10 protein-coding genes are annotated in these 14,701 nt (G+C 71.9%); 1 reads left to right on the top strand and 9 read right to left on the bottom strand.

Annotated elements, in window-relative coordinates; genetic code table 11:
* Positions 1-6: 6 nt before the first annotated feature.
* The 4 genes from U6958_RS04375 to U6958_RS04360 form a co-directional block, all read right to left on the bottom strand.
* The gene (locus U6958_RS04375; RefSeq protein ID WP_016450408.1) at positions 7-1,242 is read right to left on the bottom strand and encodes an FIST N-terminal domain-containing protein; all 1,236 of its coding nucleotides are present in this window, start codon (positions 1,240-1,242) and stop codon (positions 7-9) included.
* Positions 1,243-1,323: 81 nt separating this feature from the next.
* Positions 1,324-2,277, bottom strand: a complete 954-nt coding sequence (locus U6958_RS04370) for a PhaM family polyhydroxyalkanoate granule multifunctional regulatory protein (RefSeq protein ID WP_074922648.1) — start codon at positions 2,275-2,277, stop codon at positions 1,324-1,326.
* Positions 2,278-2,419: 142 nt separating this feature from the next.
* Positions 2,420-2,947, bottom strand: a complete 528-nt coding sequence (locus U6958_RS04365; RefSeq protein WP_016450406.1) for a copper chaperone PCu(A)C — start codon at positions 2,945-2,947, stop codon at positions 2,420-2,422.
* Between the two features lie 96 nt (positions 2,948-3,043).
* Positions 3,044-3,403 carry a hypothetical protein gene (locus U6958_RS04360; RefSeq protein ID WP_047219492.1) on the bottom strand — a complete coding sequence of 120 codons (360 nt, stop codon included), beginning with the start codon at positions 3,401-3,403 and terminating at the stop codon, positions 3,044-3,046.
* A gap of 116 nt (positions 3,404-3,519) precedes the next feature.
* On the opposite strand from U6958_RS04360, the gene U6958_RS04355 reads away from it, so the two are divergent.
* On the top strand, positions 3,520-4,182 hold the full coding sequence (locus U6958_RS04355) for a glutathione S-transferase family protein (protein WP_016450404.1): 663 nt from the start codon (positions 3,520-3,522) through the stop codon (positions 4,180-4,182).
* A 16-nt stretch (positions 4,183-4,198) separates the two neighbouring features.
* On the opposite strand, the gene recD is transcribed toward U6958_RS04355, so the two are convergent.
* The 5 genes from recD to U6958_RS04330 form a co-directional block, all read right to left on the bottom strand.
* A complete protein-coding gene (recD, locus tag U6958_RS04350; RefSeq protein WP_082774947.1) occupies positions 4,199-6,349 on the bottom strand; it encodes an exodeoxyribonuclease V subunit alpha in 2,151 nt (716 codons plus the stop codon).
* On the bottom strand, positions 6,346-10,188 hold the full coding sequence (gene recB / locus U6958_RS04345) for an exodeoxyribonuclease V subunit beta (RefSeq protein WP_074922645.1): 3,843 nt from the start codon (positions 10,186-10,188) through the stop codon (positions 6,346-6,348). The genes recD and recB overlap by 4 nt, the downstream gene beginning before the upstream one ends.
* Complete coding sequence (recC, locus tag U6958_RS04340; RefSeq protein ID WP_074922642.1) at positions 10,185-13,718, bottom strand: exodeoxyribonuclease V subunit gamma; 3,534 nt, start codon at positions 13,716-13,718, stop codon at positions 10,185-10,187. The genes recB and recC overlap by 4 nt, the downstream gene beginning before the upstream one ends.
* A gap of 77 nt (positions 13,719-13,795) precedes the next feature.
* The gene (locus U6958_RS04335; RefSeq protein WP_016450400.1) at positions 13,796-14,248 is read right to left on the bottom strand and encodes a CopD family copper resistance protein; all 453 of its coding nucleotides are present in this window, start codon (positions 14,246-14,248) and stop codon (positions 13,796-13,798) included.
* The gene (locus U6958_RS04330; protein ID WP_074922639.1) at positions 14,245-14,691 is read right to left on the bottom strand and encodes an Rrf2 family transcriptional regulator; all 447 of its coding nucleotides are present in this window, start codon (positions 14,689-14,691) and stop codon (positions 14,245-14,247) included. The genes U6958_RS04335 and U6958_RS04330 overlap by 4 nt, the downstream gene beginning before the upstream one ends.
* Between the last annotated feature and the right edge of the window lie 10 nt (positions 14,692-14,701).

Raw genomic sequence — 14,701 nt, 5'->3', positions numbered from 1 at the left:
CGACGCCTAGGCAGTGAACACCGTCAACACCCCGGCGAAGCGGTGCAGGCGGGCGTCCATGATCTCGGCTTCGGCGACGAAGCCGATCAATGGCACATCGCCCAGTGCGTGGCGCAGGGTGCGCAGTTCGGCATCGGGGCCGCCGAACAGGCCGCCGCCGCGGCCCCGGCAACTGATGTAGATGGCGCCACGGATGCGGGGCTGTGCCTCGCCTTCGGGCGCCGCCTCCTCGGGCTCCGCCGCATCGCGCAGCGCAGCGCCCAGTTGCAGCAGTTCCTGGCGCGCGACCTGGGCCTGGCGGCGGCAGAAGATCACCGAATGCCCGGCCTCCACGGCCGATGACAGGGCGACGCCCTGGCGCAGCGGGTCCAGGCCAACCAGGGTCAGCACCTGGGCCTCTTCGGTCAGCACGCCGTGGGCCAGGCCCCGGCCCGGCGGCGCAATGGCCGCCAGCGTGGTGCGGACCGTGGTCAGCGCGGGCTGCCAGTCGCTGCCTTCCAGCTCCACGCCCAGCAGTTGCAGCAGGCGCTGCAGGGCCGGATCGCCATCGAGCCCGGTGACCAGGGCCCCGCGCGCCTCGGTGATCTCCAGCCCCTCGCCCAGCGGCACGCAGCCCTGGGCCATGCCCGTGATGCAGGGCACGCCGGCACCGAAGGCCACGCCTGAAAAGCCACCACGAAAAATGCCGCGCGCGTCCGCATGCTGCGCATGCAGATCCTCGGTGCGGCAGGCGATCTGCACGCCCTCCACGCCATCTTCCCCGTCATCGCCCACGCCGCCGAACAGCAGGCCGGACTCGGTGCGCTCGGACAGCTCGTACAGCAGCTCGGCCAGCTCGGGCTGGCCGCCTGCGGCATGGACCAGGGCCGAATGGGCCGTGAAGCCGGCCTCGCCGCCAGGCGCATGCAGGGGCGCCAGGCCCGAATACAGGCGGTAGTGGGCGGCCGGTACATCCAGCAGCATCACCGCGAGCGCGGTTCCTGAAAGGTACTCATGCGACATGGCCAGAACGCCGCCGGCCGAGCAGCCGGCCCAGTCCGCCACATGGGGCAGGGCCCTGGCCAGATGCTGCAGCAGCGGCCGTGCGTGGGCGGCATGCGCATGGGACAGGTACACCAGTCCCAGACGGGGCCGCTGCGCGTGGCCGGGCCCGGCCATCTGCAAGCGCAGCTGCTGCAGCACCGCGTCGGCCGCGGCGCGCCAGTCGGAATGGCTGGCATGGCCTACAGGAAACAACGACATACCAACCTTCTTTCTAGCCCTGCCAGCACCCGGCTTGCGGGTGGCTGGGGCCTTGCGCATCCATGGGTCCGGCCCGATCGGTCAACGCGCCGGCCGGCTCTTGGCTGCCGGCTTGCTGGCGGCCGGCGCCTTGGCTCCAGCCTTTGCAGCGGTTTTCCTGGCAGCCGCTTTGGCGGGAGCCTTGGCAGCGGTCCTGGGGGCTTCGGCCTGCACCGCAGCCTTGGCCGCCGGCTTTGCGGACGGCGCCTTGGCAGGGGAGACCGCCGCCGCCTTGCCCGCCTGCGCAGCAAAGGCGCTGGCCTGTGCCGCCATGCGGTCCATGGTGGCCTTGGCCAGGTCCCCGGCCATGCCGGTGGCGCGCTGTGCGGCCGCCACGGCCGCCACGGCCTCCGGGGCCATGGGCTCGGCCATGGCCTTGGCGGCGATCTGCTGGAATTGCTGGGTCAACGCGCCCCACCACTGCATGGCCTGGCCCATGGCGGCGGCCTGGGCGGACTCGTCCTTGGGCGCCGCAGTCTCCGCGGCTGCGGGTCTGTCGGCGGCCTTGGCCGCCTCGGGGGCTGCAGGCGGCGCGGCAGCGGCCTGTGCGGGCTCGGGCTGCGGCTTTTCCTTCTTGCTCGCCCGGTTGGCGGCCGAGGACATGGGCCAGTCCGAAAGGTCGCCCTGCCCCGCGCTGGCGGCGCCCTTGGCCGCGGCGGTGGCTGCGGCGGTTGCGGCTGCAGGGAACTGGAAGGCCTGCGCCAGCTCGCCCATGCTGACGTTCATGCCCTGCAAGGTGGACAGCGTCATGCGCTGCACTTCCAGGGCCTGGATGGTGGCGGCCAGCGCCTTGCCGTTCTGGTCGAGCCAGAACTGCACGGCCTTGAGTTCGGTGATGCGCTTGTCCACCTCTTCGATGCTCACCGTGGGCGCCACCCATTCGGGCAGGCGCCCCAGGGGCCGGGCGGTGGCCGATCCTGCACTCTGGGCCAGGCCCTGCAGGAAGTCGAAACCGGGGATGAACTTGCCGAAACCGAAGGAGGACGCATCACTCATGGCAGCACTCGCTAGGACTGGGTTGGAAGAACATGCCGGTGAAGCACACCGGCCATGCGCTCAGCTTAACCCAGGCACACGCCAAGTCCATCGCAAGTCATGCACGGCCCGCTGCGCACAAACCCGGTGGATGACAAAAAGCTCAGTGGGAGTGGCCGGCATGTCCGCCGTGTCCGCCATGCGCACCGCCCTGCGCAGCCGATGCCGCACCTGCGCCGGGCGCCATGGCGCGCACGGGGACCTGCAGGCTCAGGCGCGAGGTCTCGCCCTTGGCGTCCTTGAACACCAGGGTGATGGGTACCTGGCTGTCCTTGAGCAGCGGGCTCTTGAGCTGCTGCAGCATGACGTGGTAGCCGCCGGGCTTCAGATCCACGGCCACGCCCTTGGGCAGGTCCAGGCCGTCGATGGCGCGCATGCGCATCACATCGCCTTCCATCTTCATTTCATGCACCTCGGCCACGCCGGCGGCGGGCGACTCCACGCCCACCAGGCGCAGCGGCTCCTCGGCCGTCAGGCGCATGAAGGCGCCCGTGGCCTGCTGGCCCGGCACGCTGGCACGCGCCCAGGCGGCGTCGGCCTTGACATGGGCCGCATCGGCATGGGCATGGGCCAGGCCCATGGACAGGGAGGCGGCGATCAGGAAAGGGGTGGTCCATTGACGCAGTGTCATCACGGTTTCTCCAGAAATTTCAATGCATTGCGGCACGGTCTTCGTGCCTTGCAAAAAGGGTTGGCCAAGCGAAGGAAGCGGGAGTGAATCCGGGAGTCACCGGGGCGGGGCGCGGGCCTGGGGCAGGGCCGGCATGGCCACGCTGTGGACGGAGGCCGGGTGCGCCCGTGGCTGCGCATCTGCCACCAGCGGTGCCGGGGCCGCACTGCACCGGGCGGGCGGCGGCGCCAGCGGGGGCAGGCACAGCGGGCAGTCGATGCCGTGGCTGCCGGCCAGGGCATTGTCCTGACCGGCTGGCGAGGGCACCCAGACCGATTCGCCAGCGGCCGAGCACAGGCGCTCCCAGCCCGAGGCGCGCGCCAGCGGCGCAAACGCCGATGCCAGCGCCACGCACAGCCACAGGCCCAGCGCCCAGCGGGCGCAGGCAGCCAAGGTGGAGGGCAGGCGAAGCGGCATGGCGCCATTCTAGGGGTCTGCCCCAGGACGTCATGTCCGTGACCCCGCCAGGCCCTGCCCGCCCCTACCATCGCAGGCGCATCCCCCAGCCCTCACCAACACCCTAGGAGACACCCATGCTCACCCTGTGCGGATTCGCGGCCAGCAACTACTACAACAAGGTCAAGCTGGCCCTGCTGGAAAAGCAGCTGCCCTTCAACGAGGAACTGGCCTGGCTGGGAGAGACCGACATGGCGCTTTCTCCGCTGGGCAAGGTGCCCTACCTGCGCATCGACGACGGCCGGGGCCTGTGCGAGTCGGCCGCCATGGTCGAGTACGTGGAGACGCTGTCGCCCTCGCCGGCCCTGCTGCCGGCCGACGCCTTCGAGGCCGCCAAGGTGCGCGAGCTGTGCGTGTACCTGGACCTGCACCTGGAGCTGGTGGCGCGCATCCTCTACCCGCAGGCTTTCTTCGGCGGCCAGGTCAGCGACTCCACCCGGGAGCGCACGCTGGCCCAGCTCGACAAGAACGTGGCGGCCTTCGCCAAACTCGCGCGTTTCTCCCCCTTTGTGGCGGGCGACAGCTTCACGCTGGCCGACTGCTGCGCCATCGTCCACCTGCCCCTGGTCAGCGCGGCCAGCAAGATCGTTGGCGGGCGCGACGTTCTGGCCGACCTGCCCGTGCGCGAGTACCTGGCACGCATGGCCGAGCGGCCCACGGTGCAGCAGGTCAATGCCGACCGCAAGACCAATACGGCGCTGATGATGGCCCGCTACGCCAGCGACAAGACCCCGGCCTGAGGCGCGGGGCCTTCACTCACTCCTGCAGCCAGCGCAGCAGCCCGCTGGCGCGCTGCGTGGGGCTGCCAACGGCCGAGGCCAGCAGGCCCGGCACCTCGGAGAACAGCGAGAAGGCCTGGCGGGCGCGCGTGATGCCGGTGTAGACCAGCTCGCGCCCCAGCACGCTGCCGCCGCGCGAGGGCAGCACCAGGGCGGTGTGCTCGAACTCCGAGCCCTGGCTTTTGTGCACCGTCATGGCGAAGGCGGTCTCCACATGGGCCATGCGGCTGACGCCGACCGAGCGCAATTCGTCGCCCTGCAGGAAGTAGACGCGCAGCAGTTGCCCTGGCTGCCCCTGGTGCGCTCCCGGCAGCGCAATGCCGATGTCGCCGTTGAACACGCCCAGCTGCGCGTCGTTGCGCGTGACCATGACGGGACGGCCCGCATACCATTCGCCGCCCCGGCGGATCACGCCCTGCGCATCCAGGGCCTGCTCCACCGCGCGGTTGAGGCCGGACACGCCCCAATCGCCCTCGCGCACGGCGCACAGCAGCCGGAAGCGCTCGAAGGCCTGCAGCACAGCGACCACCCAGGCGCGGTGCGCTGCCTCGTCGGCGCCGGCCGCATCCGGCCGGCCCTGCAGCGCCTGGGCATAGAGGGCATAGCTGGCAAGACCGCCGCGCCCGTGCACGGCCAGTTCGGTCACGGCGTGCACGCCGCCGCCATGGCGTTCCCACAGCTCGGAACCGGCGCCGGCTTGCGTGCCGGCATCGAGCAGGGCCTGGGCCTTCACCGCCTCACCGGCATTCACGGCGTGTGCCAGCTGGCCGATGGGGCCGCCGAAGCGCCGGCTCTCGCGCAGCATGACGGTGTGCTGCGCCAGCGCTGGCGCACGATCGCCGTCGGGCGCCGCGAACTGCGGCGGCAGCCGCTGGCCCGCCACGCGCAGTGCGTAGTCCAGCGTGTCGGGCAGGTAGCGCCCGGCCTGGGCATCGCGGCACAGGTCGCCCAGCACGGCGCCCGCCTCCACCGAAGCCAGTTGGTCCTTGTCGCCCAGCAGCACCAGGCGGGCGCCGGCCGGCAGTGCCTCCAGCAGCGCCGCCATCATCTCCAGGTGGACCATGGAGGCCTCATCGACGATGAGCACGTCCACGTCCAGCTGCCGCCCTGCATGGAATCCCCAGTGCCGCGTATCGGGCCGCGCGCCCAGCATGGAGTGCAGGGTGCGCGCCGCACCCATGCGCTGCACCAGGCCCGCCAGGTCGATCTCGCCGCCCATGCTGCCCTGCAATTGCAGCAAGGCCCCGTCGATCGATTGCTTCAGCCGCGCAGCCGCCTTGCCCGTGGGGGCGGCCAGGGCCACGCGCAACTGGCCGGCATCGGGCGCCGTGGCAAACAGCAGGGCCAGCAGCCGTGCGGCGGTATAGGTCTTGCCGGTGCCGGGGCCGCCCGTGATCACCGACAGCCGGCCGCGCAGCGCCAGCGCGCAGGCCAGCTTCTGCCAGTCCACGGCGCCACCGTCCGCCGCAGGCGGGAACAGGCGGTCCAGCCAGTGGCGGGCCAGGGCTTCGTCCAGCGGCTGGCCGGCCACGGCCTGCGCCGCCGTGCGCTGGATGACGTGGGCGGCCACGGCGCGTTCGTAGTCCCAGTAGCGGCGCAGGTACAGCAGCGGCGCGGGGCCGTCTGCGCCGGCCAGCACCAGGGGCTGGCCGAGGTCCTCGCTGCCATCCTGTCCATCTACCTGCTCCCCGTGCACCACGCGCACCACGGGGCTGGCGCTCAGCGCCGCAACCCAGCCGGACAGGCGCGCAGGCAGCATCTGCCACAGGGCCTGCTGCGCGGGCAGCGCATCGGCCGGCCAGGCCAGCACGTCGTTGGGGTGGCCGGCCAGCGGCGCCAGGGGCAGGCAGCTGTGGCCGCGCCCCTCCATCTGCGCCAGCAGCGCGGCGGCCACCAGCAAGGCGGGCCCGGCCTGTGCATCCTGCCCGGCGACGAAGGAAGCCAGCGCCGCATCCAGCCGGCGCAGCAGGCCCGCGTCGGCCCAGCGGCGCAGCAGGGCCAGCACTTCATTGGTGTCTGGCGGCACGGCGCCCGGCGAGTCGTCGCCCGGCGGTTCGCCGCCCGGCCGTTCATCGAACAGGTCCAGCGTGGCCGTATCGATGGTGCGCGAACGGGGGCGCGGGCTCATGGCAGTTCCTCCGCGTTGGCGCGGCCGGGACCGAGCAGTTCATCGAGCGCATCAAGCAAGGGCAGCTCGGGCGCCATGGCATGCATGCCACCGGCCGGGCCATCGATGCCGCGCAGAAAGTAGTACAGCGCACCGCCCAGTTGGCGCTGCGGCTCGTAGGCCGTGCCCAGCCGGCTGCGCAGCAGCCGGTGCAGGGCCAGCAGGTAGAGCGCGGCCTGCACGTCGTAGCGGTGGTGGAGCATGGCGCGGGCCAAGGCCTCCTGGCCGTAGGCGGTGCCGTCCGGGCCCAGGTGGTTGCTCTTGTAGTCAAGCACCCAGTAGCGGCCCTCGTGGCAGAACACCAGGTCGGCAAAGCCCATGAGCATGCCGTGCAGCGAGCGCTGGGGCAGCGCGGGCCGCTCCTGCCCCGGCAGGATGAAGCGCCGGCACAGCTGGTCGATGCGCTCGGCCGGCAGCTGGCGCGCGGGCAGCCAGAACTCCATCTCGGACAGTTGCGGCCCCAGCGTGGCCAGCGTCACATCCAGCGGCGCCAGCGGCTGGTGGACCACGGCCGTGAGCCAGGCCAGCAGGTCGCGCGCCTGCTCGCCCCGGCCCGCGCGCTCGCAGCGGCGCACCAGGCGATCAGCGAGCGCACCCTGGCCGTCCACGGGCAGGGCAAAGTCTTCGCCGCCCAGCCATTCCAGCTGGTCGTGCACGAAGTTGCCGACCACGGGGCCGCGCAAAAAGCGGTGCCAGACCGCAGGCCCGCCAGCCGGTCCATTCTGCAGGGGCTGCAGGCCCGCCAGGCCGGCCAGGCCGGCCAGGCCGGCAATGTCCGCCAGTTCCGGCGATGGCGGCGGCTCCAGCGCCTGCTCATCCTCGGCCGGGCGCTGCACGGCCACGGGCAGCACGGGCAGGCTGGGCGCGGCCATGGCGCGCACCAGGGCAGAGAAGCTGCCGATGCCCCAGCGGGTGTCGAAGCGCGCGTCGTAGGCCGGGGCATCGTGCAGCGGCGTGGCGCCGGCCGGGGGCTGCCAGCGCGTGCGCTGCAGTGGCACGGCATCCAGGTCGCGCCAGGCCATGTGCGGGTCTTCGCCGCACAGCTGCTGCAGGCCGTCGCGCCAGCCCTGGGCCGAGCGCGGCTCGGTGCCGCCCAGCAGGTAGCCGGCTGCGCCCTGCTCGTTCACGCAGGCCTTGCCGTTGCCGCGCTTGAGCGGGGCCAGGCCCAGCCACAGCGCATGGCGCGGGCGGGTGAGCGCCACGTAGAACAGGCGCAGGTCCTCGCGCAGCCGCTCGCGGTCGGCCTGGGCAAGCTCCTCGTCGCTGAAGTCCAGCAGCAATCGGCGGGCCGGAGCCGCGTCGTCTTGCGACTCGTCCTGCGCGGACAGGGTCAGGAACGGCGTTCTGGCCCGTTCCATGGGGCGGAAGCTGCCCGCAAACGGCAGGCAGACCAGCGGGTACTCCAGGCCCTTGCTCTTGTGCACGGTGACGAGCTTGACCAGGTCGGCATCGCTTTCCAGGCGCACCACCTGCTCTTCGCTTCCGCTGCCCGGCGTCTCGATCTGGGTGGCCAGCCAGCGGATCAGGGCCTGCTCGCCCTCCAGCTGGGCGCTGGCGGTCTGCAGCAGCTCGGCCAGGTGCAGGTAGTTGGTCAGGCGCCGCTCGCCGCCCATGGCCGGGTCCTGCAGCCAGCGCACGGGCAGGTCCAGCCGGTACAGGGTCTGGCGCAGCATGGCCAGCACGCCCAGGCGCAGCCAGATGCTGTGCAGTTCGCGCAGCTGCTCGCTGCGCACGTCAAAGGCTTCCTCGTCGGCGGCCAGCCAGGCCAGCTCGTCCAGCGACAGGCCGATGAGCCGCGTGGCCAGGCCCGCGCGCACGGCCTGGGCATCCAGCGGCGCGGCGACGGCGCGCAGCCAGTACAGCAGGTCATGGGCCTCATCGCTGGCGAACACCGAATCCTGGTCCGACAGGTAGACCGAGGCCACGGCGCGTGCCTGCAGTTCTCGGCGCACGGCGGCCGCCTCTCGGCCCGTGCGCACCAGCACGGCGATGTCGGCAGGCCGCAGGCGCACAAGGCGGCCATCGGGCTGCACAAAGCCGGCCTGCGGGTCGGCCAGCCACTGCACGATCTGCTCGGCGCAATGGGCCGCAAAGCGCCGCCGTACCTCGTCGGCCGACAAAGGCAGGGGGATGCCGGTGTCCTCGTCACGGCCCGCGCTCCAGGCCACGGTGAGGGCGGGCATGGCGCCGTCGCGCGTGTGCAGTTGCTCGCTGCGCCCCTGGGCGGCCACGGGCTCGAACGGCAGCGGGTTGTGGCTGCCGCGCCGGAACATGAAGGCGCCCTCGCCCGGGCGCTGCTCGGCCTGCGCGAACCAATGGTTGACGGCGCCCACCAGCGCCTCGGTGGAGCGGTAGTTGGTGCCCAGCACGTAGTGGCGCCCCTCGGTGGCGCGGCGCGCCTGCAGGTAGCTGTGGATGTCGGCGCCGCGAAAGCCGTAGATGGACTGCTTGGGGTCGCCGATCAGCAGCAGGGCGCTGTGCGGGTCGTTGGCCGCCGTGCGGTAGATCTGGTCGAACAGGCGGTACTGCAGCGGCGAGGTGTCCTGGAATTCATCGATCAGCGCCACCGGGTACTGGGCCAGGATGCGCTCGCGCAGCACGGTGCCGTTGTCGCCGGCCAGGGCCGTGTCCAGGCGCTGCAGCATGTCGGCAAAGCCGAAGCTGCCGGCCTGGCGCTTGAGGTGGGCCAGCCGCTGCGCCACGCGCGCGGCCGCATGCAGGCGCACGGCCACGCTGACGGGCGGCAATTGCTCCAGCTGCACCAGCAGCGCCTGCAGCTCGGCCAGCTCCAGCGGCATGAGCACATCGCCGGCCGATCCCTTGAAGGCCTCGGCCAGGCCCTCGGGGCTGAGGCGGTGGCGCGCGGCCTCGGTCAGCGCCAGCGGACCGTCCAGCGGGGCGCGCGACCAGTCGGCCAGCGCGGCCAGCCAGCCGGTGTAGCGCGCGGGCTGCAGCTTGCGCTTGTCCCACAACGCGCCCTGCCCGTCGAGCTGTCCATCCAACCACCGCTGCAGGCGCTGGGCCTTGTCGTCCCAGCCGGCCGCCAGGGCCAGCAGGCGGCTGCGGCGCTGTTCCATGGCGCGCTGCAGGCAGTCGGCCAGGCTGCCCTCGCCCGCACCGGGCACGGGGGGCTCGCGCAGCAGGGCACGCATGTCTTCGACCAGGGCATCGACGTGGGGCCAGATCTTCAGGGCCTCGTCCAGCAGTTCGTCGGACAGCGGGTAGCACTGCTGGCGCCAGTAGTCCTGCGCGGCCTCGGTCTGTCGCTGGCTTTCGTCAGGCTCCAGCGTTTCGTCGAAGAGGTTGCCGCTGTCGAAGGCATGCTCGCGCAGCATGCGCTGGCACCAGGCGTCGATGGTGTGGATGGCCGCGTCGTCCATGCATTCAGCCGCCATGGCCAGGCGCCAGGCCGCTCGTTCACGGGCCGCGCCTTCAGGGTAGGCCTCGCGCAGCGCGTGCAGGAAGCCGTCGTGGGGCGCAGGTTCGGCCTCGCCACGAAAGCACTGCACGGCCTCGATCAGGCGCCTGCGTATGCGATCAGACAGCTCGCGCGTGGCCGCGCGCGTGAAGGTCATGACGAGGATATCGGGCGGCATCAGCGGGCGCTCGAAGGCCGTGCTGCTGATGCCGTCCAGGCTGCCCTCGCCATGCCCCAGCACCAGGCGCAGGTAGAGCGCAGCGATGGTCCAGGTCTTGCCGGTGCCGGCGCTGGCCTCGATCAGGCGGCTGCCCCACAGCGGAAAACGCTGTGCGTCGAGCACATGGCTGGTCACGCCGCCGGTCACTTCGCTGGTGCTCATGGTGCATCCGCCTGGTAGGGCTGGACCTGCACCTGCGCGGCCACCCAGTCGAGCAGCGGCGCGTGGACGGCATGGGCCAGTGCCTCGAAGCGCCCATCGGCGACCAAGGCCTCGAAATCGGGATAGCAGCGGGCCCAGGACGGGTCCTCGCCTTCGCCGCCGACCAGATGGCCGCCCTCATAGGCCTGCTGTGCCGCAGCGGGAAGGCCTTCGGCCATGGCCAGGCCGCTGCGCAGCGGCAGGGGCAGCGGACCGTTCTGGCCTTCGCGCCACAGGGCCATCAATGCACGCAGCCGTGCCAGCGCTTCGGAAGGGTCCATGGGCAGGACCTGCACCAGGCCGTCGCGCGCCACCACGCGCAACTCGGCCTGCGAGCCGCTGGCGGCCAGCGCCAGGCTGCGCAGGTAGACCGGCATGAGCTTGTCGGCATGGGGCCGGCCCTTGGCATTGAGCAGGTTGCGCGGGTCCAGCAGCAGCCAGCACTGTGCGTCGTCCGCCTCGGGGGGCTCTTCGGTTTCGCAGGACTGGCGCAGCCCGTCGATCCAGTCGTCGAACACCAGGCCATCGTCCTCGATCAGCAGCCGCCTGCGCGGCGCGGGATGGGCATACCGATCCAGTTGCTGGCGCCAGGCCCGCAGCGAAGGCGTGACCGAGGACTGCAGCGCCCGCGCGCCGCGCTCGCCCAGCCCCGCCAGCGGCAGCCGCCCCGAGCGCGTGAGGCGCGCCACGGCCGCTCGCACACTGTCTTCCATGGCCTGGGGCGCCTGCCCGGGCTCGGACAGGCCGGCCGCCACCTGCTGCTGCAACTGCTGCACCAGCAGGTATTCGGTCAGGCCGTCGAGCTGGAACAACTCCTCGTCCACGACCGGGTTGTCCTCCTGCTCGAAGCGCACCTGCAGGCGCTGGCGCAGGTAGGCGCGCGCCGGGTGGCGCAGGAAATCGGTGAGCCGGGCCAGCGTCAGCGGCGCCGAGGCGTCGGGGACAAAGGGCGGGCGCGGCTGCGCGGGCAGCGCAGGCAACGCGTCCGTGCCGTCAGACTGCGCATGCGCGGCCCGCCATTCGCGCGCATACGTGGTCCAGGGCGAACCTTCTTCGAAATAGCGGCGGCTGAAGGGCTGCAGCGGGTGCTGCTGCGTGCGCTGCGCCAGCAGCGGCTGGCAGCCTTCGCCGCGCCAGCCGGCCTCCAGGTAGTCGCGCAGCTGGGAGACCAGGACCGAGGGCGGCTGCTCGCTGTTGTCGCGCACATGGTGGCCGGTCCAGCTGATGTAGAGCGCGCGGCGCGCAGACAGCAGGGCTTCGAGCATGAGCTGGCGGTCATCGTCGCGGCGCGCGCGGTCGCCGGGGCGCTGCTGGCCGGGCAGCGCCATCAGGTCGAAGTCGCTGCGCGTGGCGCGGCGCGGATAGTCGCCATCGTTCATGCCCAGCAGGCAGACCACCTCGAAGGGAATGGCGCGCATGGGCATCAGCGTGCAAAAGGTCACGCCACCGGCCCGAAAGCGCTGCGACAGCGAGGGCTGCTCCAGCGCCTGCATCCAGGCCTCCTGGGCCACGCCCAGTTCCACGGCCTGCGCATAGCCGGCCTGCTCGCAGGCGCGCTGCCAGTCCGTGAGGGCGGCGTCCAGTGCGGCCAGCATGGCCTCGTCCTCATCGTCCTGCGCCTTGAAGAAGTCCTGCAGCAGCGCGCGAAAGCGCTGCGCCCAGGCCTCGGGCATGGCGGGCTGCTCGGCCTCGCGCCACCACGCCAGCATGCGCTCCAGCAGCGCGGCCAGCACGCCGGCCAGCTCGGCCGACAGGCCGCCCACCTCGTCATAGGGCTCGATGCCGCCGAAGGCCTGGCCGTCCTGCGCCACGCCGCTGGCATAGCCCAGCAGCATGCGCTGCAGGCCGAACCAGGCGCTGTTGTGCTCGCCGCAGGCCTGCAGGCCCAGGGCGCCGCGCTGCGGCGCATTGAGTCCCCAGCGGATGCCGGCCCCGGCCATCCAGCGCGTGAGCTGGGGCAGGTCGTCGGCCGCCAGACCCATGCGCGCGGCAATCGCTGGGACGTCCAGCAGGTCGCACAGCTCGCTGAGCCGGCAGCGCTGCTGCGGCAGGCGCAGCAGCCATTGCAGGGCCACGGCCAGCGGGCTGCTGGCGCGTGCGCCCAGGTCGGCAATGTCAAAGGGAATGTGGCGCGGATCATGCCTGCCGTACTGGCCGAACACGGCGCGTATCGAGGGCGCGGCGGTCTCTATGGACGGCAGCATGACTACGACGTCACGCGGTGCCAGCGGTGCCAGCGGTGCCTGCCCCGGCTGCTCAGGATCCGGGGGCCGGGCCAGCATCTGCAGCAGCTGGTCGTGCAGCACTTCCAGCTCGCGCACCACGCTGTGGGCGCTGTGAAAGACGATGGAGCGGTCGGCCCGCGCCACCTCCAGCGGCGGGTGCTCGGCCAGCGGCACCAGGTCGCGGATGCGCTGCTGCACCTGGGCCAGCAGCGGCGCGGTGCGCAGGTCCTCGGCATCGGTTTCGTCGAACAGGTCCACGCGCGGCATCTGCAGCTGGGCTGCGGCACCCGTGGTGTCGAAGGCGTCGAGCTGGCGCACATAGTCGCGGCTTTGACGACCCCAGGCGGCCAGCAGCGGATGGGCGTGGGCATGCATGGCCTCCAGCGGCAGCTGCGCCAGGTCGCGGCCGCCGCGCAGCGGCTGGCGGCGCCGCGCCATGCGCAGCAGCTCGCGCCCGTCGATGGCGTCGGCCCAATGGAAGCGGCAGGGATTGGGCACGGCCAGCAGCACCTGGCTGTGGCGGGCAATGGCGGCCAGGAACTCCAGCAGGCTCAGCGGCAGCTGGCTGATGCCGAACACCACCACGCGGCGCGCCAGCGGCGCGGCCGGCGCTTCGCCCGACTGCAGCGCGGCCAGCACCCGGCCCTGCAGGCGCGCGCGCGTGGCGCCGCGCTGGTCCTCGTCCAGCTCGGCCAGCACGGCGCGCCACAGGCGCGGCTGCCACAGCTGGCCCTCGGGCACAGGCATCTCGGGAACTGCGGGACGCAAAGGCATGGGCAGCAGGTCGCTGCCTGCCTCCCAGGCATCCAGCCAGTCGGCGCGGTAGATCTGGTATTGGTCAAAAAGGTCGGCCAGGCGCTGGGCCAACTGCAGCAGCCGCTCGGGCTCGCCGGGGCGCAGAAAGCCTGCAATGGGGGCGAAGGCCGGGTCATGCAGGCACTGCGGCAGCAGGCGCATGAGCCGCCAGGTCATGGGTGTCTTGTCCAGCGGCGATTCGCGCGGCACGGCCTGGCGGCCCAGCACCTGGCGGTAGCTGCGCCAGACAAAGCGCGCGGGCAGTTCCACGCGCGCGGCTGCGCACACGCCCAGCTGCTCGGCCATGCGCATCTTGAACCACTCGGCCATGCCGTTGCTCTGCACCAGCACCACCTCCGGCTCCAGCACGTCCAGCGGGTGCGCAGCCAGCCATGCCAGCACCGTATCGGCCAGCACCTCCGTCTGATTACCGTGCAGGGCGATCAAGCCCGGCTGCCAATGCGATGCCACCTCTGCGCTCCCGTGCTCCAAGCCATGCGAGCAGCGAGCTTAACGCGGTTGACACGGGCCGGGACCGCGCGGGTCCATTACCAATGCAGGTAGAACATGGCCTTGGCCAGCAGCACGATAGCCAGCACGTGGCAGAACACGCTCAGGTGCAGGCGGTGCGAGCGGCGCCCGCCCAGCACACCGCGCCGGCGCCACCACATGGCTGCCAGGAAATGTCCGAACACGCTGAGCGCCAGCCCGATCTTGAGCGCCAGCAGCAGGCCGAAGCTGCTGGCCAGCGGAGCGGCAAAGGCTGCAGCCAGTGCCGCGCGATGCTGCCAGGCCAGACCCAGCCCCGCGCCGTACAGCACCAGCAGCACCCAGGGCATGACGGCCACCGCTCGGTCGCCCAGCGCCTGCTCGGTGGCGCGCGCCACGATGGCGGGCAGGTGGCGGCGCGCCCCGGCCAGCAACACCACTTCAAAGAACACCGTACCCGCGAAGGCGATGGCAGCCAGCAGGTGCAGGGTCAGCAGCAGGCCGTAGCTCATGCGCGCCTCCTGTGCGGCAGGGGCAGCGGCAGGGATGCGGGAGCCGGCAGCAGATCGGCCAGCGTGAAGCCGTCCAGATGGGCCAGGAAGCTGTCCAGCGCCCCGCCCAGCACGCCGGCCAGCCGGCAGTCCTGCACAAGCGTGCAGGCAGGTGGGCTGGTGCCCGTGAAGCATTCGACGATGGCAAGGTCCGGCTCCATGCCGCGCACCACGTCGCCCAGGCCGATGTCGGCCGGCGCATGGGCCAGGCGCATGCCGCCGCCCTTGCCGCGCACGGTGACGATCCAGCCGCGCAGCGCCAACTGGTGCGTGACCTTCATGAGGTGGGCTTCGGAGATGGCATGGGCCTGGGCGATCTCGGCAATCGTGCACAGCCGCCCGGGGTGGCTCGCCACATGCATGAGCAGGCGCAGCGCGTAGTCGGTCATCAGGGTCAGGCGCATGGCAGGCCTG

This window comes from Delftia lacustris (assembly GCF_040267515.1).
GTDB lineage: Bacteria > Pseudomonadota > Gammaproteobacteria > Burkholderiales > Burkholderiaceae_C > Comamonas > Comamonas tsuruhatensis.
The sequence above is the reverse complement of the archived record's forward strand: the minus strand, read 5'-3'. Positions and strand labels throughout refer to the sequence as shown.

What these genes read in the sequence shown, in the direction of transcription:
- U6958_RS04370 (WP_074922648.1), bottom strand. Translation starts at nt 2,277, where the DNA reads ATGAGTGATGCGTCCTCCTTCGGTTTCGGCAAGTTCATCCCCGGTTTC.
- U6958_RS04330 (WP_074922639.1), bottom strand. Translation starts at nt 14,691, where the DNA reads ATGCGCCTGACCCTGATGACCGACTACGCGCTGCGCCTGCTCATGCAT.
- U6958_RS04360 (WP_047219492.1), bottom strand. Translation starts at nt 3,403, where the DNA reads ATGCCGCTTCGCCTGCCCTCCACCTTGGCTGCCTGCGCCCGCTGGGCG.
- U6958_RS04365 (WP_016450406.1), bottom strand. Translation starts at nt 2,947, where the DNA reads ATGACACTGCGTCAATGGACCACCCCTTTCCTGATCGCCGCCTCCCTG.
- recB (WP_074922645.1), bottom strand. Translation starts at nt 10,188, where the DNA reads ATGAGCACCAGCGAAGTGACCGGCGGCGTGACCAGCCATGTGCTCGAC.
- recD (WP_082774947.1), bottom strand. Translation starts at nt 6,349, where the DNA reads ATGAGCCCGCGCCCCCGTTCGCGCACCATCGATACGGCCACGCTGGAC.
- U6958_RS04355 (WP_016450404.1), top strand. Translation starts at nt 3,520, where the DNA reads ATGCTCACCCTGTGCGGATTCGCGGCCAGCAACTACTACAACAAGGTC.
- U6958_RS04335 (WP_016450400.1), bottom strand. Translation starts at nt 14,248, where the DNA reads ATGAGCTACGGCCTGCTGCTGACCCTGCACCTGCTGGCTGCCATCGCC.
- U6958_RS04375 (WP_016450408.1), bottom strand. Translation starts at nt 1,242, where the DNA reads ATGTCGTTGTTTCCTGTAGGCCATGCCAGCCATTCCGACTGGCGCGCC.